Genomic DNA, 22381 nt, shown 5'->3' on the forward strand with positions numbered 1-22381 from the left:
CATTAATGTTTACATGTTAATGCTGTTTTTTTATATTTTTAGTTCATCAGCAAGTTTTTCTAATGTATTTCGATCTTGTATATAATATGTTCGGCCTTCTTTTCTTAAATAATTTTGTTGGCAAAACTGATTTAATACATATAGAAGATGACGGTAGCTGACATTTAAATATTCCGAGGCCTCGGTATGTTTTTCTGTATAACTGTTATTTTGTTCTGTTAATAGAATAAAAGCCGCTAAACGGTTTTCGAATGGATAACTATTATTTTTAGCATAACTTTCCGTTCGGGTAATTGTTTTTTCACCGATAAATTTGCATAGTTTCTGTAGAAAGGTAGCATCTTGTAACAAAAGATGCTGACAATCTTTAAGAGGAAGCGCTAAGCATATACAATCTTCGATTACTTCCACCGTTTTCGTGACGGATTCTACGCCAACTAATCCTAATTCCCCAATGAACGAAGGTGCTTGAATAAAGTTAATTAAGGAAACCTTCCCGTTTTGATGACTCATATATATTTTTGCTTTCCCAGAAATTAAGTAATAGAGATAAGGGAGAGCATTTCCTTCGCTACATATCATCTCTTTCGTTTGAAAAGAATGCAGCTCTACATATGGCAAGACATGAAATGAAAATAGGGTATGGAATTGATGGATTCGCATGTATTGATAAATTTCTTCCTCATTTTTGCTGATTTTCATATTTTCACCCCCCATGTATAGTATGAGATATCTCCTATTATCTTTACAAGAAGGAATGATACGATTTATGTAAATTTGTTTTTGTAGAAAAGAGAGTGTGATGAATTTATGAAAAAATATAAAACATTGTTATTTGATGTAGATGATACATTACTAGATTTCCAAAGGGCTGAAAAAGTGGCTTTACGGGTGCTTTTTGAAGAGAAGGGAATCCCTTTAACAGACGAGATAGAGGCTCGTTATAAAAAAATAAATAAAGGTCTTTGGGATGCTTTTGAAAAAGGAGAACTATCACGCAATGAAGTTGTAAATACACGATTTTCTCTGTTGTTTAAAGAGTATGGAGAAGAAGTAGATGGAATATTATTCGAAAATAATTATCGTAACTACTTAGAAGAAGGAAATCAACTCATGCAAGGTGCGTTTGAATTTATAAATCAAATTCAAGGAGAGTATGAATTGTATATAGTGACAAATGGTGTTTCTAAGACGCAAGATAAACGTTTGCGTAATGCAGGTTTACATTCATTATTTAAAGATGTTTTTGTTTCGGAAGATACAGGTTTTCAAAAACCGATGAAAGAGTATTTTGATTATGTTTTTGAATGGATTCCTAACTTTGCACCTGAAGCAGGGCTGATTATTGGGGATTCATTAAGCGCTGATATTAAAGGTGGATATGTAGCGGGAATTGATACTTGTTGGTTTAATCCAGAAAGAAAATTAAATGATAGTGGGATTATACCGACATATGAAGTGCATAATTTTGAAGAATTATACGCTCTATTAAAACAGTTTGTTTAATGAAAATAGATGATTCGGGTTTATTTTACATGAATCATTTTTTTCTAAGGTATTTTTCGAGTTAGTATGGAATATAATTCTTTTGTTGCTTTATATGAAACTGTTAACATTTATTTTAGAACATTCAGAAAAACTGTTTGACATTAGGAAATTATTGCTATAAAATCAACGGTAATTGCATAGTCTTATCAAGAAAAGGTGGAGGGACAGGCCCGATGAAACCTTGGCAACAGCCGTATAACGGAATTGTGCCAAATCCTGCAGGTAGTAATCCTGAGAGATAAGAAAGAGCCTTTAGAGCGTGTTTTCAAACTGCTCCTTTCTTGTTTTCAGGAAAGGGGCAGTTTTTTATTTTGTATAAAAGAAAGGAGAATGAGAGATGGGAGAATCATGGGGAAAAGGAACGATTTGTGTGCAAGGTGGCTATACGCCAAAGAATGGTGAACCACGTGTTTTACCACTTTATCAAAGCACAACGTATAAATACGATACTTCGGATGATTTAGCAGCTCTATTTAACTTAGAGGCAGAAGGATATATTTATACGCGTATTGGAAACCCTACTCTAGCCGCATTTGAGCAGAAGTTATCAGATTTAGAAGGCGGTGTAGGAGCTGTTGCAACGGCTTCTGGGCAAGCAGCTATTATGCTCGCCGTTTTAAATATTTGTAGTAGTGGGGATCATTTACTTTGTTCTTCAACGGTTTACGGGGGAACGTTTAATTTATTTGGAGTGAGTTTGCGTAAACTGGGCATTGATGTTACGTTCTTTAATCCAAATTTAACGGCAGATGAAATTACGGCGCTTGCTAATGACAAGACGAAACTTATCTATGCAGAATCGTTAGGAAATCCAGCGATGAATGTTTTAAATTTTAAAGAATTTTCAGCTGCCGCTAAAGAATTAGAGGTACCTTTTATCGTTGATAATACATTAGCAACTCCTTATTTATGCCAGGCGTTTGAACATGGGGCCAATATTATTGTTCATTCTACGACTAAATATATCGATGGGCATGCGAGCTCCTTAGGCGGTATTGTAATTGACGGTGGAAACTTTGAGTGGACAAATGGGAAGTATCCTGAACTTGTTGAACCAGATCCAAGTTATCATGGTGTAAGTTACGTTCAAAACTTTGGTGCAGCAGCGTATATTGTGAAAGCACGTGTTCAGCTATTAAGAGATTATGGAAATTGTATGAGCCCATTCAATGCATATATTAGCAATATTGGCTTAGAAACATTGCATTTACGAATGGAACGTCATAGTGAAAATGCTCTTGCAGTTGCTAATTGGCTTGCTAATCATGAACGTATTGAATGGGTGAATTATCCGGGCTTAGATAGTAATGAAAATTACTCATTAGCACAACAGTATTTGAAAAAAGGTGCTAGTGGTGTTTTAACTTTCGGTATTAAAGGCGGATTAGAAGCAGCAAAAGAATTTATCGCAAATGTAAAACTAGCAACTCTCGTAACGCACGTAGCTGATGCACGAACTTGCGTTATACATCCTGCTAGTACGACGCATAGACAATTAAATGCTGAAGATCAGCGTTTAGCTGGTGTTACATCTGATTTAATTCGTTTATCGGTTGGTATAGAAGATGTTTCTGATATTATTGCAGATTTGGAAGCAGCTCTAGTTGGAGGCAAAACACATGCCGATCATAATTGATAAAGATTTACCGGCTCGCAAAGTGTTGCAAAAAGAAAATATTTTTGTAATGACGAAGGAGCGGGCAGAAACACAAGATATACGTGCTTTAAAAATTGCTATATTAAATTTAATGCCAACGAAGCAAGATACAGAGGCGCAATTACTTCGCTTAATTGGAAACACACCGTTACAATTAGATGTTCATTTGCTTCATATGGAATCACATCTATCTCGTAATGTAACGCAAGAACATTTAACAAGCTTTTATAAAACGTTTCGTGATATTGAAAATGAAAAGTTTGATGGGCTTATTATTACAGGAGCGCCAGTGGAGACCCTTGCTTTTGAAGAGGTAGATTATTGGGAAGAGCTTAAACATATTATGGAGTATTCAAAAACGAATGTAACATCTACGCTTCATATTTGCTGGGGAGCACAGGCTGGTTTGTACTATCATTATGGCGTTCCAAAGTATCCTCTTAAGGAAAAAATGTTCGGTGTGTTTGAACATGAAGTTTGCGAGCAACATGTGAAACTGTTACAAGGGTTTGATGAATTGTTTTTTGCCCCGCATTCTCGTCATACAGAAGTACGAGAGAGTGATATTAGAGAGGTGACAGAATTAACACTGTTAGCAAACTCTGAGGAAGCAGGTGTTCACCTTGTTATTGGGCAAGGAGGAAGACAAGTGTTTGCGCTTGGGCATAGTGAATATAGTTGTGACACGTTAAAGCAAGAATACGACCGGGACCGCCAAAAAGGGTTAAATATTGATGTGCCGAAAAACTATTTTAAGCATAATAATCCAAATGAGAAGCCGCTTGTACGGTGGAGGAGCCATGGGAATCTATTATTCTCTAATTGGCTGAATTATTACGTGTATCAAGAAACCCCTTATATATTGTAAAGAAAGATTGTGTAACACGTGGTAACGTTTTCCTTGTAAAGATTAACCTTCATTTTTCCGAATGTTCAAAATACATTGTTTTTCAGGTTTTTTACTCATATAATTTCATCTAAACACAATTTTTGAGGGGTGGAAAGTACTATGAAAGAAATTCAAGTTGGGTTATTAGGTCTTGGGACGGTTGGCAGTGGTGTGGTTCGTATTATTACGGATCATCAAGAACGACTCATACACCAAGTAGGTTGTCCAGTGAAGGTAACGAAAGTATTAGTGCAAAACATTGAGAAAGAGAGAGAGGTAGAGGTACCTTCTACTCTATTAACACAAGATGCACATGAAATTTTAGATAATCCAAATATTGATGTTGTCATCGAAGTGATGGGTGGCATTGATGATGCAAAATCATATATTTTACAAGCTTTAAAAAGCGGAAAGCATGTTGTAACTGCAAATAAAGACTTAATGGCATTACATGGAGCTGAATTATTAGCGACAGCAAAAGATAATAAGGCTGATTTATTCTATGAGGCGAGTGTGGCAGGGGGAATTCCAATTTTACGCAGTATCGTAGAAGGACTTTCTTCAGATCTTATTACGAAAGTAATGGGAATTGTAAATGGAACGACTAATTTTATTTTGACGAAAATGTCAGACGAAGGGAGAGCATATAACGACGTGTTAAAAGAAGCCCAACAACTTGGATTTGCAGAAGCGGATCCAACATCAGATGTAGAAGGTTTAGATGCAGCAAGAAAAATGACAATTTTGGCTACCCTTGGTTTCTCTACAAATGTAGAGCTTGGAGATGTGAAGGTAAAAGGGATTACTTCTATTACAGAAGAAGATATTGAATACAGTAAGAGTTTAGGATACACGATTAAATTAATCGGTCTTGCGAAGCGAGATGGTGAAAAATTAGAGGTTACAGTTGAACCGACTTTACTTCCAAATACACATCCTCTTGCGGCCGTGCAAAACGAATATAACGCTGTATATGTGTATGGTGAAGCAGTTGGAGAAACAATGTTTTATGGACCAGGTGCAGGAAGTTTACCGACAGCAACGGCTGTTGTTTCCGACCTAGTAGCTGTAATGCAAAATATTAGATTAGGGGTAACAGGAAATAGTGCTGTAGTCCCGCAATATCAAAAGGTACTAAAAGAGCCAGACGAAATTGTTGTGAAGAAGTTTTTAAGACTTCATGTAAAAGATGAAATTGGTGTATTTGCAAAGGTCACTTCATTATTCTCTGAGCGCGGAGTTAGCTTTGAAAAAATTATTCAAATGCCGCTTGAAGAGAAAGGAAAGGCTGAAATTGTAATTGTAACGCATCGTGCGTCTCTTGCTGATTATGATTATATTCTACATACGTTGCAAGGGTATGAAGAAATAGATTGTTTGAAAGCGAACTATCGAATTGAAGGGGATGCTAAGTAGTATCTCTTACCATAAAACAGAAAGAGCCTATTAAGCAGCTTGCTTAATAGGCTCTTTTCTATTTAAAATCTGCGTACCAACTTGAATAAATGCTTGGATAATCCAGCCTGTTGTAAAGGATAAGATAATTGTTCCAAAATAGATAGGTCCATCTAATAAAAAGCTTAGCGTTAAAAATAAAAAGGCTAATGAAATCTCTGTTCTTCTAAACGTCCATTTTTTCTTCTCAGCAACCGTTAAAACGAAAGCTTCTTGAGGTGCTGGGCAAAGGTTCGTAGAGACGTAAAGGCCAATTCCAGCTCCAACAAATAGATTTCCGCAAATAAGTGTTATATATTTTGGAAGAGAGTGGATAGCATCCATAATAGTTGTAGTGGAACCAATCCAATCAACAAAAAGAGAAATAAGAACCATCGTTACGATAGTACCAATTGTTATTTGTTTTTTATTCCAAAAGAGTACGATAAGTGTAAAAGCGAAGTTAATCATGAAAATCCAAAAACCTATACTTATCCCGAAATTTTGATATAGTGCAATAAAGAAGGAATCATAAGGGCTAAGTCCAAAGGAAGTAATGGTCGTCATCATATTAATACCGATGGCGAGAATGAGTAGACCGCCAATGAAAAATATATATTCTAATTTGAATCGAAACATAGTTGTATATCCTTTCAAAATGTATTTGCTAGGAAAGGATATATTGTGGAAAGCTTACCAGGTCAAGGGAGAATTTTTGTGAGAAGGGGAAAATGAGATGACAAATATAAGAAAGATTGCTGAACTTGCTGGGGTATCTATTTCAACTGTTTCACGTGTACTAAATAATCATCCTTATGTGAATGAACAGAAACGAAAAGAAATTTTAGCAATTATAGAAGAATTAAATTATACGCAAAATGTGAATGCAATTCATTTAGTGAAGGGAAAAACGAATGTAATTGGCGTTTTATTACCGCACGTAAATGATCAATATTATAGCGCTATTATTGAAGGAATATCGAAGGAAACAGCAAAGAATAATTATAATATGATGCTTTGCCAGACGAATTATAGCGAAGAAAGAGAACTAGAAATTTTAAATATGTTAAAAATGAAAAAGCTTGATGGGGTTATTATTTGTTCTCGGGCAAATAGTAAGGAGAAGCTTGAAGAATATACGAAATTCGGCCCGATTGTTATGTGTGAAGAAATAGATTCAAAATGCATTTCAAGTGTCCATATCGATTACTACAAAGTATTTTCACATGGGATGAAAAGCTTAATAGATACCGGTCATACACGTATTGGATATTGTATTGGAAGAAGTAATAGCGTTAATAGCCAAAGACGAAAGAAGGCGTATGAAGATTCGCTTCAACAGAGTACCGTAACACCGTTAGAGACCTGGAAATTTGAGGGTTGTTTTACAGTGGAAGATGGACGCAATGTAATTAGAGAATGGGCTCATATGTCAGTAAAACCGACGGCGTTCCTTGTATCTTGTAACCATATTGCAGCGGGGATGGTTACAGAAGCAAAAAAACAAGGAATTCGTATTCCGGGTGATATTACGATTATCGGGTGTGATGATCAAGAGGTGGCAGATATATTGGGTATAACGACGATTTCGCATTCTAGTAAAAACGTTGGAATGAGAGCGTTTGAATTATTATATGAAAAGATTAGTGAAGAGAAATTAGATGTGAAGCATATAGAGTTATTACCAGAGTTAGTAGATAGAGAAACGACATAATTGAGAAGGTGTGAGAATCGCTTTTCAAAATTTCGTTTGGTATAATTATGGACAATCTATGAGGGCTAAAAGGGGTTTTGATATGAGATCAAAAGTAGTAAAAGTAATTCTACTCATTACAATTGCATCTTTCTGTTTATTTGCATATGGCTTTGTTTCAGGTGTAAATGATGTATTAAATCCAAAAGCTTCAAATTTAATTAAAAAGACCGATGTAGTAGCAAAAGAGAAAAGGAAAACGGGAACATTACAAATCGTTAGTTTAGGTGATTCATTAACGCGTGGCGTTGGTGATAAAGAAGGAATTGGTTATGTTGGGCGAATGAAAGAGGATTTACAAAAAGATTATAAGCAAAAAATTGCATTAACAAATTTAGCAGTTAGTGGTGCAAAAATGCCCGATTTATTAAAACAAATTGAAAGTAATGGCGCTAAATATTCAATTAAGCAAGCAGATGTAATCGTGTTAACGATTGGTGGGAATGATTTGTTCCCGGGCTGGGAATCGCTTGGGAAAATAGATTTAGAGACGTATCGTCCTGACACAGAAACATTTCAAAATGAAGCAAAGAAAATTATAGAAGAAATTCGTAAATTAAATACAGATAGTCCGATTTTTTGGCTTGGTTTATACAATCCTTTTGAAGATGTAGAAGATTTAAAAGGGTCTTCAAACATTGTTGTGGACTGGAATGCATCTTTAGAGAAGTTAGCGCTAAACGATAAAAATGTGTATATTACACCGACATTTGATTTATTCCAAAACCGCGGGAAAGATTTATTATACTCTGATCATTTTCATCCGAACGAAGTAGGTTATACGTATATGGCAGAACGTTTAGTTCAAAACGTTGTAAGTAAATTAAAACTAGAACAAGGAGGGGTAAAATGACGACGATACTTTCTGTACGAGACTTGAAGAAGATAATTGGAAAGAAGACTCTTGTAGAGAATATTTCCTTTGATGTAAAGCAAGGAGAAGTGTTCGGGTTCTTAGGACCAAATGGTGCTGGAAAGACGACTACCATTCGAATGTTAGTCGGATTGATTAAGGCGACAGAAGGTACGATTTCTATCGGTGGTTATTCGATTAAGGAAAATTTCAGAGAAGCGATGCGTCAAATTGGGAGTATCGTTGAAAACCCAGAACTGTACACATATTTAACAGGATGGGAAAATTTAAAGCAATTTGCTCGTATGTTAGGTGATATATCAGATGAACGTATTATTGAAATTGCTGAAATGGTTCATTTAGATGAAAGAATTCATGACAAGGTAAAAACGTACTCACTTGGTATGAAACAACGCCTTGGAATTGCGCAGGCGCTCCTTGGGAATCCAAAATTGCTCATATTAGATGAGCCAACGAATGGTTTAGATCCAGCAGGGATTAGAGAACTTAGGGAATTTATACATAAGCTTGTAAAAGAAGAAAATATGAGCGTGTTTATTTCAAGTCACTTGCTAAGTGAAGTGCAAATGATATGCGATCGCGTTGCTATTATTCATAAAGGAAAGATGATAACAGTTGCCAAGGTTGAAGAATTAATTAAAACAGCAAGCGATCGTGTAGAATGGATTGTTACACCGATTTCTAAGGCGAAAGATATGCTAGAAGCGGCCGAGGAAATAAGAGAAGTGAGTGTAGAAGGCGAGCGATTACTATGCCGCATGGATATTGCATCTATAAGTAGTTGGAATAAACACTTTGTTGAAAATGAAATAGATGTACATAGCGTTAAGGAGCTCATATTTACGCTAGAAGATTTATTTATTGAACTCACAAGGGGTGAGCAGCATGCGTGAATTTGCGAATCTAGTTTTAAATGAATCAGAAAAGATTTACCGCAAGAAACGTATTTTTGTTGTCATGCTTATTTTAGCAATCTTGATCCCGCTTTTTGTGTACGCGCAGTATCGTGAAATAGAAATGACACAAAAAAGACTCGGTACAACTGATTGGAAGGTTTCATTACAACAGCAAATTGTTGATTCTCAAAATCGATTGAACAATTCTAGGTTGCCAGAAGAATGGCGTGATTGGTTAAAGGTAAGAGTTGAGCAACAACAATATTATTTAGATCATGATATTAACCCGATGGCACCGGGTGCACCGACTTTTGTCAGAGCATTTATTGAACAAGGAATTACGTTATTTATTCCGCTTCTCGTAATGATTGTCGCCATTGATATCGTTTCAGGAGAACGAAGTGATGGGACGATGAAGATGTTACTTACGCGGCCGATTCGGCGCTGGAAAATACTCCTTAGTAAATACGTGACGATGTTATTTTTCATTTCGCTCATACTGTTTCTTGTAGGTTTGTTTGCCTACATATTATCAGGGCTTGTATTTGGGTACTCGGGATGGAATTTACCTGTTTTAACAGGATTCGTCATTGATAAGGAAACGTTAAATACGAACTTTGTACATCTTATTCCGCAGTGGCAATACATCTTAATGGCGTATGGACTAGCCTGGTTTGTTGCTATCGTTGTTGGAACTATATCATTTATGGTCTCTGTTTTAATTCGTAATACACCAGCTGGTATGGGCGTTATGCTAGCTGCATTAATTGCAGGTGGTATTTTAAGCTCGTTCGCAACATCTTGGGAAGGCGCCAAGTATATTTTTAGTGTGAATTTATCATTAACGGATTATTTATCAGGAAAATTACCTGCATTACAAGGTTTATCGATGGGGTTTTCTTTGATGAATTTAACTGTTTGGGCAGTTGTTTCTCTTGTTATTTCGTTCGTAGTATTTACAAGACAGGATATGGTGAATTAATTAGACAGGAAGTGACAGTATGGAAAATGTTTTAAAGAATGATTGGGAGCCACTATTGGCACCAGAATTCGAGAAAGAGTACTATCTTACTCTATCCAGTTTTTTGACAGAAGAATACAGCATGCATGTTGTTTATCCGAAGGTAGAAGATATCTTTAACGCTCTTCAGTATACAAGTTATGAAAATACAAAGGTTGTTATTTTAGGACAAGATCCATATCATGGACCGAATCAAGCGCATGGTTTAAGCTTTTCTGTACAACCTGGTGTTAAAACACCACCATCATTGTTAAATATGTATAAAGAACTTCGAGATGAATATGGTTATGAAATCCCGAATAACGGTTATTTAGTAAAATGGGCGGAACAAGGAGTATTACTACTAAATACCGTATTAACAGTTCGTGAAGGCGAAGCAAATTCTCATAAGGGAAAAGGATGGGAGCACTTCACAGATCGTGTAATTGAACTGTTGAACGAACGTGAAAAGCCAGTTATTTTCATATTGTGGGGGCGCCATGCGCAGGCGAAGAAGAAGTTAATTACGAATCGGAATCATCATATTATCGAATCTGTACATCCAAGCCCATTATCGGCAAGACGTGGTTTCTTTGGTAGTAAGCCATATTCTAAAGTAAATACGATTTTAGCTAATATGGGCGAAAGAGAAATTGATTGGGAAATTCCAAATTTATAAATAGAAAAGGTAGTTAACAGTCGTTAACTACCTTTTTATTATCATTGTTGCTCGTTCTTTAATTTTGCATCTAGTACAAAAGTACCAAATGGGATAACTGATGAAACGAATGCTCCAAGTGCCCATAAAATTGATTTACGGTGTACGATTGTTACTTGAATTACTGCAAAGATGAATAGAATAAATAGAACACCATGAGCCATGCCTGTAATTTTAACAGCTGTTGCAAATCCTGCGAAATATTTTAATGGCATTGCTACAAATAATAGTAATAGGAAAGAAATACCCTCAACTAGTCCAATTGCTCTTAATCGTCCGATTGGTGTAGATAACATAAAGTAGCCTCCTTTAACGTATGCTTGTATATAGTAAATTTGTATTCTTTTTCAAAATAAAATAGTCTATTTTGTTTCATTATATACAAAAAGAAAGTTTACACTACGAGAATAGTGCAAAGTTCAAAATATAGTCACAAAAGCATGAGAATTTAAATAAAAACCTATTTGAAGTATTTGACTTCAAATAGGTTTTGTGAATGAAAATATTAAACAAGTACATCCGTTTTTAAAACGAATTTCTCTACAACTTTTGCAACACCATCGTTCATATTTGTATCTGTTACGTAGTTTGCAATTTCTTTAATATCATCAGGTGCATTGCCCATTGCAACACCAAGACCAGCAAATTCAATCATTGCTTGGTCGTTATAGCTATCGCCCATTGCGATAACTTCTTCACGCTTAATGCCAAGCTTTTGAATCAGTTTGTTTAAGCTCGTTCCTTTTGTAACACCGGCTTCTGTAAATTCTAAGAAGAATGGTTTCGAACGCATCACGCTTAATTGGCCTTCTAGTTGTTTTTGTAGTTTCTTTTCAACTTCAACAAGGCGTTCAGCCTCTTTATTCATTAATACTTTTACTACAGGCTCTTTAACTGCGGCTTTAAAGTCATCTACTACAACAATTGGCATACCAGTAATATCGCCCTCAATTTCAGTATAAGGATTATTTTCTTCCGTTACGATATCATCGCCCATATAAGTATGAATCCATACATCTTCAGTTTTACTAATTTCAAATAGGTTGTGAACGATTTCAGGAGATAGCGTACTACTAAAGATTTCTTCGTTTGTTTTACAGTTAATAATTTTTGCACCATTAAAAGATAAAATGAAACTGCCGTATTCTTCTAAACGAAGCTCTTTGGCTACATTGCGCATACCAAACGTTGGACGTCCAGAAGCAAGTACAACCTTTACCCCTTGCTCTTGTGCAGTCATTAACGCTTCTTTCGTACGAGGTGAAATAGTATGGTCATCACGTAATAAAGTATCATCTAAATCTAAAACAATCATTTTATAAGTCATATAGAAAATTCCTTTCTTTAATTGAAATCAAAATACATGTTCATGAAGATGTTGAGGAATAATAGTAAGACATCAAACCTCTTTGAAAAGAAGTAGATAAATTATTATGAGTGTGTTGCTCATAATATTGGTTAATAATCATTGGGGATGAATAAAACCCCAATGATTAAAGTTTGATTTTATCGTAACAACTCTAAAGGTAGAGTGCAATAATGGAAGTTTTCCAATTTACGATATTTGTTTTGCTGTGGAACGAGAAAATAGTATTTCTAGCAAGATTGCCATTACAGATCCAAGAACGAGACCATTACTTAAAAACGATGCTAGAAATGGTGGAAGTGTGGAATATGCTCCTGCTGGAACAAACATAACTCCGACTCCTGTAAAGATTGAAAGACCGGCTACTTTAAATAATCGTTCTTTATCCTGGACAGTTTCGTATTCTCGAAAGGCGAGGCCAATCATGCTTGCGAATACAGGATAAATAGCGGCATAACCAACTGCAACAGGGATTGCTGCAAAGAATGAAGTAATCTTTGGAAATATACTAACGACAATAATAAAGCTTGACCCTAATATAAACGGGAGACGTTTATAAATATTAGTCGTTGCAATAAAACCTGCTGATCCAGAAATAGCGACAGGCCCAATAGCTGAAAACAGGCCGCCTAGCAATTGGTTGATTCCTGTTATAATGCCAGCTTGTTTAAAACGATCTGATGCAGCATTTTCTTCATATTTAGAGACAACCTTTTGTACAACGCGAATACTTGCTAACATATTTGTTAGAAGTAAGAGTGTAACGAAAATGACTGTAATTACCATATTCCATTCAACACGAGGCATTCCGAAAACAAATAAGGACGGAAAACGGATTATGTCTGTCACTGGTGTTATTGGATTAGATAATCCGAAGCATGCGAATAATATCCAGCCGCATATGATACTGAAAAGAACGGAATATTGTCCAATAATAGGTAGCTTCATGATGAAAAAGGATAGTAAAATAACAATGAGTGAAAGAATAAATACGTTAGGTTGTACTTCTGTATGTTTTCCATCAAGGCCAAACATTCCCTTTAAGAAGGAGCCACTAAGCTGCGCGACAAGAAGAAATAAATACGTTCCAATGACTGTCGGTGTAAAATAGCGAACAAGTTTATCAATAAGTCCAAAAACGCTAAGAATAATACAAATAATACCGCTTAATAAGAAAGCATATTGAAGAACTTTAAGTGTCTCATTGCTGGATCCAAATAATACGACACCTAAACTTGCGTAAAGGGAGAAAATTCCCCACCAAAGGCCAGCAGGACCTTCTTGAATAGGAAGTTTATGCCCAAATATAGCTTGCAAGAGACCAGCAAAGCCTAGAACAAATAACGTTCTTTGTACGAATGCGATAGCTTCAGCGCCATCAAGACCATAACTAGTTGCGACACTAATTGGTACAATAAGGCTTCCAGCTAAAATAAATAGTGCCCATTGTAAGGCGGAAAGAAATGTCTTCATTATATCAACCTCTTTCATAGATTCCGTATCTAGTATATACGTATTTTATTTCCACTGGCAAAGATTGTAGATAGAGAAAAGAGTTGAAACAAGGTATGAATGCACGTAAGCAATTATGGATAGCAGTTATATGTATGACTTTTGTTGTAATTCTAGGAACGATAGGATTTATGACGATCGAAGAGATTAGTTTGTTTCAAGCATTTTGGATGACGATGATTACTGTATTGACTGTTGGATACGGGGATGCCGTTCCTGTAACGCAAGCGGGGAAAGTATTTGCGCTCCTTATTATTCCTGTTGGCGTAGGTATTGTTACGTATGCAATTGGGGTAGTGGCAGCTATGATTATTGAAGGGAATTTATTTCATGCAGTACGGAGGAAGAAGATGGATAAACAAATAGCGCAGTTGAAAAATCATATTATAGTATGTGGTTGCGGTAGAGTGGGGCTTCAAGTTGTACATGAATTGCAAGAAAAGAATATTCCATTTGTCGTTGTTGATAAAGATGAAAGTATATCGGGGCAGGAAAAGCTTTTATTTGTACATGGAGATGCAACGGAAGATCAAGTATTACATAATGCCGGAATTTTAGAAGCAGCTGGTTTAGTTGCTATTGTTGCAAATGATGCCGAAAATGTATTTATTACATTAACAGCCAGAGGATTAAACGATACGATTAAAATTGTGGCGAGATCTGAAAAGCCAGAAACTGAAGAGAAATTAAGGCGTGCTGGTGCAAATAAGGTTATTAATCCATCTAGTATGGCAGGTATTCATATCGCAAAAGGTATTGCCAATCCATTAACCGTTCATTATATTGATACAGTGTTGTATGGAGTGGAACAGTCATTTGTCATTGAAGAAATTCTAGTTGGAAAAGATTCAATATTAGTTGGTAAATCGTTACTAGAGAGTAATGTAAGGAATCAGTTTGATGTAACAATATTAGCGATTTTAAGAAATGGTAATATTATACATAATCCAGCGGGGCAGGAAAAATTGAAAGAACGTGATATGATAATAGTATTTGGTTCAGTAGAGAAACTGGGACAATTCGAGAAAGAATTACAAAGTACGAGGTGATAAGGAATGCAAATATCTAGCGACAAGATTTTAAATAAAATGGCGAATGAAATTGCGAAGGCAAAAAGTAGTGAAGGACAAAAGTCAAAAGAACATTTATTAGTTGTGCGCGCTTTATGTGACTTATTATTAGATGAACAAGTTGAAACATCTACATATAGAGAACCACAAATTCCATCGAAAGTAACTGGATCACAACCAGTAACAACTATGCAACCAATTGCACCTGTTTCTGGGGAGCCAGTATATATAAAAGAAAGTGATGCAAACGGTAATTCTTTATTTGATTTTTAGAAGATAAATCGTTTGGCTTATATGCAAAAATTGCTTATGATAAAGGTAAAAAAGGGGAATTAAGATGAAAATTTTCTTTTTACTAGGTTGTATTGCAGCGGGGCTATCTGTTGCGTTAGGGGCCTTTGGAGCACACGGTTTAGAAAATAAAATTTCTGCAAAAATGTTAGAAGTGTGGAAAACAGGCGTTACATATCAAATGTTTCATGCAGGTGGACTATTCGTAGTTGCTTTATTAATGGATAAGGTCCAATCATCACTTTTAACTACTGCTGGTTGGCTAATGGTAGCTGGGATTATTATGTTCTCAGGTAGTTTGTATGCATTAAGTACGACAGGAATTAAGTTCTTTGGCCCAATTACACCTCTTGGTGGTGTAGCATTTATTGTGGCATGGATTTTAGTCGGAACTGCAGTTGTAAAAGGATTATAAAAAAACAAAAGCTGGCATATGCCAGCTTTTTTTATGGTCTTGGAGCATAAGTTGCTTGTTGACTAGGTAAATACGTAATTTCCTCTGGAAATTCTACGTAATCTAAGTAAATCATTAGTAGTAAATAGCGTTTTCCTGATTGTGGTTCACTAATAACGATATGGTCACGGCCAGCCGCTTCAATAATACCTGTATAAGATTGTGTACCAAGGGAACTGCCACGTTCATAAGTCATTACAACCGTAGCTTGCTTACCTTTGTTTAAGCGAAGGATATTTTCAATATAGGATTGCTCTAGAGGTAACATGCCTTGAGAAATTGCATATTGAGCTTGTGCAGCTTGAGCTGATTGTTGTTGCATTGCTTGCTGTTGTTGTTGAGTCATTTGTTGCGGTTGTACATAAGTTCCAGATGGTTGATAAAAACCTGTTCCATAGTACGGATTTTGTTGCTGTGCCATTCAAAAATCCCTCCTCATTTTCATCTCTTAATATACGCTAGGACAGTCTTCGCCAGATGGTTGGAAGAAGCAGTGTTTTTTGAAGCGACCAGAGTTTTGTTGGTTATACCAAGTTGGCGGACATGCACCCTCAGGTCTAAAGAACCATAAGGCAAAATTGGCAGGCCAAAAACGTTGCCCTTGAATGGTCCGTCTCGCCAGGGCAATATCTTGTTCACGTGCCCGTTGATAAAAATATCCTTTTTGCGTTGCTTCAAAACCGCCGGGGTTTTGATAAACCATTTGACGTAAATTACGAATGCTTTTAAAGTCTAAACAATTTCCGCGGACACGATTTACCCCAACGTTTCCGACCATTAACATTCCTTGTTGCCCTTCTCCTTCGGCTTCAGCACGCATCAGTCTAGCTAACAACTTTACATCTGCTTCGTTATAAGCAATAACGCCCATTATGTGTCACCTCTCTTTTTGTAATACCTTTTGGAAAGAGGTTTATCTCTAGATGAAGTGTGTAACAATTACTAGTTCATACGTATGAGGAAAAGGACTCAGATATGACAACCAAACGAAGTTTTACATTGAGAGTGGAAAATAAAAAAGCTAGCGTGAGCCAGCTTTTTTATTAAAAAACTTTAGACCATAAGTTTGAGAAGAAATCACCAATAGAGCGCATTGTTAACACAAACCAATTTGCTTTTTCAACTTCCTCTGTCGTTTTTGCAGTAACTTTCATACTTTTACTACCGTCTAAGAAACCATATTTATCAGTTGATTCTAAAGTAATTGAGCCTACTTTGGCATCTTTCTTAGTAGGAGCAACTAAATGTCCATCTTCAGCAAGAGATTTATCTAATTCAGTCCCAATTTTATAAGGCTCTTTGCTACCTTTTTTCGCAATTACTGTTATTTCTTTTTCGGGTGCAACAGTTACTTGGTCTTCTTTCCCTTTTACTACAGAGATTGTATTGTTCTTATTAACTTTTAGTTTTTGTTTTTCAAAGTTATTAAATCCATATTCGATTAATTCACGAGATTCTGTGAAACGTTCATCCATTGATTTTGTTTTAATAATAACTGAGATAAGACGTACATCACCACGTTTAGCAGTAATAGTAAATCCGTATCCAGCTGTATCAGAACTTCCGGTTTTTAAACCATCAGTACCTTCATAAGCGAAAGCAGCTCCTGGTAACATCCAATTCCAGTTTTCCATACGAATTGGTTTTGGATGATTGTCTGGGAAGTTTCTAAATCTTTGTTTTGTATCCTCTAGCATTTCTGGATACTTTGTAATCATTGCTTTTGAAAGCATACCCATATCACGAGCTGACATAGAGTTTTCTGCATTTAGATCAGTTCCCTCAGGATGTTTTCCTTTTAAGTCAGCGTTATTTAAGCCAGTAGCGTTTACAAATTTATATTTCTTTAATCCTAGCTTTTTAGCATGTTCATTTGCAAGATTTAAGAAGTTTTTCTCACTTCCTGCAAGAAGTTCTGCTAAAGCGATACTAGATCCATTTGCAGAGAATATAACAATAGAATGATATAATTCTTTTACAGTATATTGACGTCCTTTTTCGAACGGTACATTAGAGAATTCATTATTACGAGAGACTTCATAAGCGTAATCAGAAATATTTACTTTCGTATCCCATGTGATTTTTCCTTCTTTAATTGCTTCTAAAACAGCATAAACAACAATTAATTTTGACATACTAGCAATAGCTAGCAATTCATCTGGATTTTGCTCGTGAAGTATTTTTCCTGTATCTGCATCAAATAAAAGTGCAGCCGCCGCCTCAATATGTATTTTTTCTTCCGCATGGGATGTTGTTACTCTTAAGGAAGAAATTGACAATACAAGCAATAGTAAAATAGACAAGATTTTTTTCATATAGATTATCACCTTCGCATCGTTATTTAGCATATAGCTCGTATCATTTTAGCATATCTTTACATATAAAAAGGTTACAATTTTACAATAAATTTGAAAAAATGTCGGTTTTTCTTCAAAAGTGCAGAAAAAAGGAGATTTTTGAGGATAAATATAGAGAAGAATAAAAAAAGGAACGAAATTCGTTCCTTTTCACCATTTATATGTGTAAAAATTTCTCTACTTTTTCGTCTGGTAAAATGTTTCCAACGAAGAATGTTCCAAATTCACCATAACGAGCACTTACTTCATCGAAGCGCATTTCATATATAAGTTTTTTAAATTGAAGAACATCGTCAGCGAATAATGTTACGCCCCATTCGAAATCGTCGAATCCAACAGATCCTGAAATCACTTGGCGTACTTTACCTGCATATTGACGACCAATTTTACTATGACTGTACATCATTTTTTTACGCTCTTCCATAGGAAGCATGTACCAGTTGTCATCACCTTGGCGACGCTTATCCATTGGATAGAAGCAAATATGATTTGCTTTCGGCAATTCAGGATATAAGCGAGCTAAAATTTGTGGGTTTTGGTATGGATCCTCATCAGCTGGAAGATAGTTGCTTAATTCAACAACAGATACGTAAGAATATGCAGGAACCATATATTCAGCTAAAGTTGTTTTATTCAATTCTGTCTCAATTTCATTTAACTCTTCCATTGTTGGACGTAAAATCATAAGCATAATATCAGCTTTTTGGCCAACAACTGTATACATTGCGTGACTACCTTTTTTCGCAGTAGCTACTTCGTTCCATTTTTCAACGACATTTAAAAATTCAGACACTGCTTGTCCGCGTTCGTCGCTAGATAATGTTTTCCATGCAGCCCAATCAATAGAACGTAAATCATGTAAACAATACCAGCCATCTAACGTTGTTGTTGCTTCACTCATTCTATTCACCTCAGTTAATGATAGTTTTACACGTTAACTATAGCATATATAGTTTTAAAATCATCTATATAAAACCTTGGCGCATAAAATTGTCACATTTAAGTGTTTAAGCAAGTTGAATTTAACGGCTGAATTTTATGAAAATATAATCATTTTTATTTTATCTATTTTTTGGGAGCTATAAGTTTAAAATATAGAAGAAAAGCAGTATTCTTAAAGATAGAGTATTTTTAACATATGTAGGAGGGTTTATTCGTGAGCAACTTATTTACAACAGTAAAAGAAAAAGTTCAAGGAAAAGGCATTTCTATCGTACTTCCTGAAGGAACTGATGAAAGAATTTTAGGCGCTGCAGAGCGTTTAGCAAAAGAAGAGTTAGTAAAACCAATCTTAGTTGGTAATAAGGAAGAAATTAGCGCAAAAGCTGCTAGCATGAATTTAACATTAGCAGGCGTTGATATTTACGACCCAGCTACATACGAAGAAATGGATGCAATGGTAGCATCTTTCGTTGAACGCCGTAAAGGTAAAGCAACTGAAGAAGACGCTCGCAAAATCCTTAAAGACGAAAACTACTTCGGTACAATGCTTGTATACATGGGAAAAGCACACGGTTTAGTAAGTGGTGCAGCTCACTCTACAGCTGATACAGTTCGTCCAGCACTTCAAATTATTAAAACAAAACCAGGCGTTACAAAAACTTCTGGCGTATTCATTATGGTACGTGAAGAAGAGAAATATGTATTCGCTGATTGCGCAATTAACATTGCACCAAACAGCCAAGATTTAGCTGAAATCGGTATCGAAAGTGCGAAAACTGCTGAGTTATTCGGCATTGATCCACGCGTTGCTATGTTAAGCTTCTCTACAAAAGGTTCTGCGAAATCTCCAGAAACAGAAAAAGTTGTAGAAGCAACTCGCATTGCAAAAGAAATGGCTCCTGAGTTAACTTTAGATGGAGAATTCCAATTCGATGCTGCATTCGTACCATCTGTAGCTGAGAAAAAAGCTCCAGGTTCTACAATTAAAGGTGATGCTAACGTATTCGTATTCCCAAGCTTAGAAGCTGGTAATATCGGCTACAAAATCGCTCAACGTTTAGGTAACTTCGAAGCAGTAGGACCAATCTTACAAGGCTTAAACATGCCTGTAAATGACCTATCTCGTGGATGTAACGAAGAAGAAGTGTACAAGTTAGCTTTAATTACAGCAGCTCAAGCACTTTAATTCTATAATGAATTGAAATAAAGACCGTCGCTATTATAGCGACGGTCTTTATTTTTCTAAGCCAAGTGCTTTATTATTACGATCAATAATACGTTGTAAATTCGTCTCATATAAAGGAATCTCATCTATTGTTAATTGAGATGGAGTTAACTTTGGAGCGAATTGCTGCAATGTTTTTAAAAGACGCATCATTAAATCTTGTACTGTAATGGTTTCGTCAAGTAATTCTGAGAGTGAGGCCATCGTACTTGGTACAATTTCAGGGTACGTAAAGCGTGTTTCTTCCCCTTGAATTGCTAGGTTGTAGAAATCACGAACGAGTGCGGCACGCTCAGAGCCACTTCCTGTAGCACAAAGATAAATTTGGACAGCGACACCGCCGCGAATACGACGTTGTGAAATACCAGCGAATTTTTGATCGCGAATACTTAAATCATAACTACCAGGACAGTAAGAGCCGACAATTTCTTTTGCTTCGATAGTAACGTCGTAATCCTTTAACATCTCCTTAATCAAATGCCACATCGTATCGTATCCAAGATCAATATCGATACCTTTTTCTGTTTCTTGGAATAAAAGTGATACGTTTAAAACACCTTCATCAAGCACGACTGCAAGCCCGCCAGAATTACGAACAATAACATTGAAGTTGTTTTGTTTTAAAAAAGAAATACCTTCTTCTAAATGCGGAAGGCGTGAATCTTGAATACCAAGGACAATTGTATTGTGATGAACCCAAGAACGCATTGTTGCGGCTGACTTGCCATTTCCAATGCTTGTGCATAATGTGTCATCCATTGCGAATGACTGAAGTGCATGGAATGTTGGCCCCAAACTAGATTGATCTACAATGCGCCACTCTGGCTGAGATAAAATGGAACGGGAATTGCTCATATAACTAACCCCTTATCTTTAAAATGACAATCTCTATTATAGCAAAAAATGAAGAATGGAGTTTTCTCACATATAAAGGGGAGCTTAGAGGTGAAATAATAAAAAGGATGCATTACATGCATCCTTTTTATTCTGCAATTTTTTCTAAATTACCGTTTCGGTCCATTCGGAAAGATGTTTGAGAACGTTCTTCATCATCCATGACTGCCAATTTACGAGCTCGGTTCATAATGTTCATAAGTGTTTCGTAATCTTCTTGTACAGTATGAGATTGCTTTTCTAATTTTTCTAGTTTCTTTTCTAGTTCCTCATTCCTAAGAATTTGTGCTTTAATTTCTTGTTTCAATCTCGTATTCTCGTTTTCAAGAGCTGTCACTTTTATATTTGAAGATCCGACTGTTTGTAAAAAATAAATAACATCTTGCATTGTCATAGAGCTTCTTGCAGCAGTAGATTCTTGATATGGAATAGCTTCTTTATATTGTACGATTGAATCTTCTTGTACTAACTCTTCATAATTAGTTATCGAATCTGAAACTGGTGGTGTATAAAGTAAACGTTTTTTCGCTTGTTCACCGCTTGCAGCACGCATTTTATCTTTACGATGTTTTTTTGCTAGTTGAAGAGCTTGTTCATAGCTATAGCGAACGACAGCATTCCAGCGGAAACCACAAGCAGCAGATGTACGATTTAACTGATCCCCTACTTCCTCAAATGCATTTAATTGTGTACTTCCTTCTCTAACATGACGAAGTACCGTTTCAGCAAGTAATAAATCATCCTCATCTGTCCAAGCATCTTGTCTTACTTTCATAGATTCAACTCCCTTTCTTTTTATGAACTTCCTATTTTTATAATGGGCAAAAAAATAAACTTTTATACAAAGCTTTTAAAAATATGGTAGATTTCGATGAAAGGTAAAAATTTTCCCATGAATGGTGAGCGCTTCTGTAGGAGAGCATATAAATATGTAGCATTATGTAGAGAATAGGCTTTGTAGGGAAACTTGCAACGAGCTTCAAAGAGCGGTAAAATACCATTTAGTGTTTATTTTTAAATGTACTTGAGAAAAGTTTAAAATAGAGGAAGTGTTATGTAATGGGAAACGAGTTTCGCGTGTGCGATGACTGTCAGGCAACGAACGTTAAAACGTTAGTTCCGAAGTTAAAAAAAGTAGATTCATGTGCAACGATTGAAGTTGGATGTCAGTCTTACTGTGGTCCTGGTCGTAAAAAATCATTCGCATTTGTAAATAACCGTCCAGTTGCGGCTCCAACAGAAGATGAGTTAATCGTAAAAATTGAAGCAAAGTTAAATAAGTAAGAAAAAGAAGAGTGAAAAGATTACTCTTCTTTTTTTATGCCCATAAGAGGAATGGTTTATTCTGCAAAAGTAATCTTGTGTGTACGAACGTTTTCTAAAGGATGGACATAATTTTTGTATTAAAATTCCAATTTATATAAATTTATATTTCAAAATAATGGTTGACAGTCTTTTAAAGCGATAGGTAGAATAGAAGTGTCTGATTCTGAGAATCATT

At 35.8% G+C, this 22381-nt stretch carries 25 protein-coding genes and 1 riboswitch; of the genes, 14 read left to right on the forward strand and 11 right to left on the reverse strand.

Annotation, left to right across the window (positions count from 1 at the left end; translation table 11 throughout):
- Nucleotides 1–30 precede the first annotated feature (30 nt).
- Nucleotides 31–702 (reverse strand): transcriptional regulator YeiL, encoded by a 672-nt coding sequence (locus tag ACTFRH_RS18735; protein WP_000703324.1) that lies wholly within the window; start codon nucleotides 700–702, stop codon nucleotides 31–33.
- Between the two features lie 108 nt (nucleotides 703–810).
- Here ACTFRH_RS18735 and ACTFRH_RS18740 point away from each other — a divergent pair, with 108 nt between their 5' ends.
- The 4 genes from ACTFRH_RS18740 to ACTFRH_RS18755 all read left to right on the forward strand — a co-directional run bounded on the left by ACTFRH_RS18740 (nucleotide 811) and on the right by ACTFRH_RS18755 (nucleotide 5510).
- The gene (locus ACTFRH_RS18740; RefSeq protein ID WP_000760216.1) at nucleotides 811–1506 is read left to right on the forward strand and encodes a YjjG family noncanonical pyrimidine nucleotidase; all 696 of its coding nucleotides are present in this window, start codon (nucleotides 811–813) and stop codon (nucleotides 1504–1506) included.
- 182 nt (nucleotides 1507–1688) lie between these two features.
- Nucleotides 1689–1793: riboswitch (SAM riboswitch) on the forward strand.
- Between the two features lie 92 nt (nucleotides 1794–1885).
- Complete coding sequence (locus tag ACTFRH_RS18745; protein ID WP_000504784.1) at nucleotides 1886–3184, forward strand: bifunctional O-acetylhomoserine aminocarboxypropyltransferase/cysteine synthase; 1299 nt, start codon at nucleotides 1886–1888, stop codon at nucleotides 3182–3184.
- Complete coding sequence (gene metA, locus ACTFRH_RS18750; protein ID WP_001121539.1) at nucleotides 3168–4073, forward strand: homoserine O-acetyltransferase MetA; 906 nt, start codon at nucleotides 3168–3170, stop codon at nucleotides 4071–4073. The genes ACTFRH_RS18745 and metA overlap by 17 nt, the downstream gene beginning before the upstream one ends.
- Before the next feature lie 141 nt (nucleotides 4074–4214).
- Nucleotides 4215–5510, forward strand: a complete 1296-nt coding sequence (locus tag ACTFRH_RS18755) for a homoserine dehydrogenase (RefSeq protein WP_000659100.1) — start codon at nucleotides 4215–4217, stop codon at nucleotides 5508–5510.
- A 30-nt stretch (nucleotides 5511–5540) separates the two neighbouring features.
- Here the strand turns inward: ACTFRH_RS18755 and ACTFRH_RS18760 are convergent, their stop codons facing one another.
- Complete coding sequence (locus ACTFRH_RS18760; RefSeq protein WP_000488225.1) at nucleotides 5541–6167, reverse strand: YczE/YyaS/YitT family protein; 627 nt, start codon at nucleotides 6165–6167, stop codon at nucleotides 5541–5543.
- A 97-nt stretch (nucleotides 6168–6264) separates the two neighbouring features.
- Here ACTFRH_RS18760 and ACTFRH_RS18765 point away from each other — a divergent pair, with 97 nt between their 5' ends.
- From ACTFRH_RS18765 to ACTFRH_RS18785, 5 genes are read left to right on the forward strand one after another with little or no spacing between them, the layout of a single operon-like run.
- Entirely contained in the window at nucleotides 6265–7242 is a 978-nt protein-coding gene (locus tag ACTFRH_RS18765; protein WP_000181946.1) for a LacI family DNA-binding transcriptional regulator, read from the forward strand.
- 10 nt (nucleotides 7243–7252) lie between these two features.
- Nucleotides 7253–8134 carry an SGNH/GDSL hydrolase family protein gene (locus tag ACTFRH_RS18770; RefSeq protein ID WP_002164264.1) on the forward strand — a complete coding sequence of 294 codons (882 nt, stop codon included), beginning with the start codon at nucleotides 7253–7255 and terminating at the stop codon, nucleotides 8132–8134.
- Nucleotides 8131–9048 (forward strand): ABC transporter ATP-binding protein, encoded by a 918-nt coding sequence (locus ACTFRH_RS18775; protein WP_000207704.1) that lies wholly within the window; start codon nucleotides 8131–8133, stop codon nucleotides 9046–9048. The genes ACTFRH_RS18770 and ACTFRH_RS18775 overlap by 4 nt, the downstream gene beginning before the upstream one ends.
- Nucleotides 9041–10033, forward strand: a complete 993-nt coding sequence (locus ACTFRH_RS18780; RefSeq protein ID WP_001206469.1) for an ABC transporter permease subunit — start codon at nucleotides 9041–9043, stop codon at nucleotides 10031–10033. Before ACTFRH_RS18775 ends, ACTFRH_RS18780 begins: the two co-directional genes overlap by 8 nt.
- A 19-nt stretch (nucleotides 10034–10052) precedes the next feature.
- Complete coding sequence (locus ACTFRH_RS18785; protein WP_000432517.1) at nucleotides 10053–10730, forward strand: uracil-DNA glycosylase; 678 nt, start codon at nucleotides 10053–10055, stop codon at nucleotides 10728–10730.
- A gap of 41 nt (nucleotides 10731–10771) precedes the next feature.
- Here ACTFRH_RS18785 and ACTFRH_RS18790 read toward each other — a convergent pair whose 3' ends face one another.
- The 3 genes from ACTFRH_RS18790 to ACTFRH_RS18800 all read right to left on the reverse strand — a co-directional run bounded on the left by ACTFRH_RS18790 (nucleotide 10772) and on the right by ACTFRH_RS18800 (nucleotide 13608).
- Complete coding sequence (locus ACTFRH_RS18790; protein WP_000953396.1) at nucleotides 10772–11065, reverse strand: DUF3817 domain-containing protein; 294 nt, start codon at nucleotides 11063–11065, stop codon at nucleotides 10772–10774.
- Nucleotides 11066–11274: 209 nt separating this feature from the next.
- On the reverse strand, nucleotides 11275–12096 hold the full coding sequence (locus tag ACTFRH_RS18795) for a Cof-type HAD-IIB family hydrolase (RefSeq protein WP_000221382.1): 822 nt from the start codon (nucleotides 12094–12096) through the stop codon (nucleotides 11275–11277).
- Between the two features lie 228 nt (nucleotides 12097–12324).
- The gene (locus tag ACTFRH_RS18800; protein ID WP_000847032.1) at nucleotides 12325–13608 is read right to left on the reverse strand and encodes a purine/pyrimidine permease; all 1284 of its coding nucleotides are present in this window, start codon (nucleotides 13606–13608) and stop codon (nucleotides 12325–12327) included.
- A 95-nt stretch (nucleotides 13609–13703) separates the two neighbouring features.
- On the opposite strand from ACTFRH_RS18800, the gene ACTFRH_RS18805 reads away from it, so the two are divergent.
- From ACTFRH_RS18805 to ACTFRH_RS18815, 3 genes are all read left to right on the forward strand, one after another.
- Nucleotides 13704–14696 (forward strand): potassium channel family protein, encoded by a 993-nt coding sequence (locus tag ACTFRH_RS18805; RefSeq protein WP_002164263.1) that lies wholly within the window; start codon nucleotides 13704–13706, stop codon nucleotides 14694–14696.
- A 6-nt stretch (nucleotides 14697–14702) separates the two neighbouring features.
- Entirely contained in the window at nucleotides 14703–14990 is a 288-nt protein-coding gene (locus ACTFRH_RS18810; RefSeq protein WP_001167351.1) for a YwdI family protein, read from the forward strand.
- A gap of 64 nt (nucleotides 14991–15054) precedes the next feature.
- Nucleotides 15055–15423: a DUF423 domain-containing protein gene (locus ACTFRH_RS18815; protein ID WP_000688315.1), complete on the forward strand. Its 369-nt coding sequence runs from the start codon at nucleotides 15055–15057 to the stop codon at nucleotides 15421–15423.
- A 31-nt stretch (nucleotides 15424–15454) separates the two neighbouring features.
- On the opposite strand, the gene gerQ is transcribed toward ACTFRH_RS18815, so the two are convergent.
- The 4 genes from gerQ to hemQ all read right to left on the reverse strand — a co-directional run bounded on the left by gerQ (nucleotide 15455) and on the right by hemQ (nucleotide 18720).
- Nucleotides 15455–15883 (reverse strand): spore coat protein GerQ, encoded by a 429-nt coding sequence (gerQ, locus tag ACTFRH_RS18820; RefSeq protein ID WP_000068651.1) that lies wholly within the window; start codon nucleotides 15881–15883, stop codon nucleotides 15455–15457.
- Nucleotides 15884–15910: 27 nt separating this feature from the next.
- On the reverse strand, nucleotides 15911–16333 hold the full coding sequence (gene cwlJ / locus ACTFRH_RS18825; protein ID WP_000538154.1) for a cell wall hydrolase CwlJ: 423 nt from the start codon (nucleotides 16331–16333) through the stop codon (nucleotides 15911–15913).
- A gap of 172 nt (nucleotides 16334–16505) precedes the next feature.
- Nucleotides 16506–17777, reverse strand: coding sequence for a serine hydrolase (locus ACTFRH_RS18830; RefSeq protein WP_000722878.1), 1272 nt, complete (start codon nucleotides 17775–17777; stop codon nucleotides 16506–16508).
- Between the two features lie 199 nt (nucleotides 17778–17976).
- A complete protein-coding gene (gene hemQ, locus ACTFRH_RS18835; protein WP_001287595.1) occupies nucleotides 17977–18720 on the reverse strand; it encodes a hydrogen peroxide-dependent heme synthase in 744 nt (247 codons plus the stop codon).
- A gap of 255 nt (nucleotides 18721–18975) precedes the next feature.
- Here hemQ and pta point away from each other — a divergent pair, with 255 nt between their 5' ends.
- Nucleotides 18976–19947: a phosphate acetyltransferase gene (pta, locus tag ACTFRH_RS18840; protein ID WP_000067215.1), complete on the forward strand. Its 972-nt coding sequence runs from the start codon at nucleotides 18976–18978 to the stop codon at nucleotides 19945–19947.
- 48 nt (nucleotides 19948–19995) lie between these two features.
- Here the strand turns inward: pta and ACTFRH_RS18845 are convergent, their stop codons facing one another.
- Together ACTFRH_RS18845 and ACTFRH_RS18850 are read right to left on the reverse strand one after the other, a co-directional pair.
- On the reverse strand, nucleotides 19996–20841 hold the full coding sequence (locus ACTFRH_RS18845) for a lipoate--protein ligase family protein (RefSeq protein ID WP_000071947.1): 846 nt from the start codon (nucleotides 20839–20841) through the stop codon (nucleotides 19996–19998).
- Nucleotides 20842–20968: 127 nt separating this feature from the next.
- Nucleotides 20969–21655 carry an RsfA family transcriptional regulator gene (locus tag ACTFRH_RS18850; RefSeq protein WP_000868368.1) on the reverse strand — a complete coding sequence of 229 codons (687 nt, stop codon included), beginning with the start codon at nucleotides 21653–21655 and terminating at the stop codon, nucleotides 20969–20971.
- 284 nt (nucleotides 21656–21939) lie between these two features.
- On the opposite strand from ACTFRH_RS18850, the gene ACTFRH_RS18855 reads away from it, so the two are divergent.
- Entirely contained in the window at nucleotides 21940–22164 is a 225-nt protein-coding gene (locus tag ACTFRH_RS18855; RefSeq protein WP_000526079.1) for a DUF1450 domain-containing protein, read from the forward strand.
- The last annotated feature ends 217 nt before the right edge of the window (nucleotides 22165–22381 follow it).

This window comes from Bacillus cereus group sp. MYBK216-1 (genome assembly GCF_051916495.1).
GTDB classification, from domain to species: Bacteria; Bacillota; Bacilli; order Bacillales; family Bacillaceae_G; genus Bacillus_A; species Bacillus_A thuringiensis_K.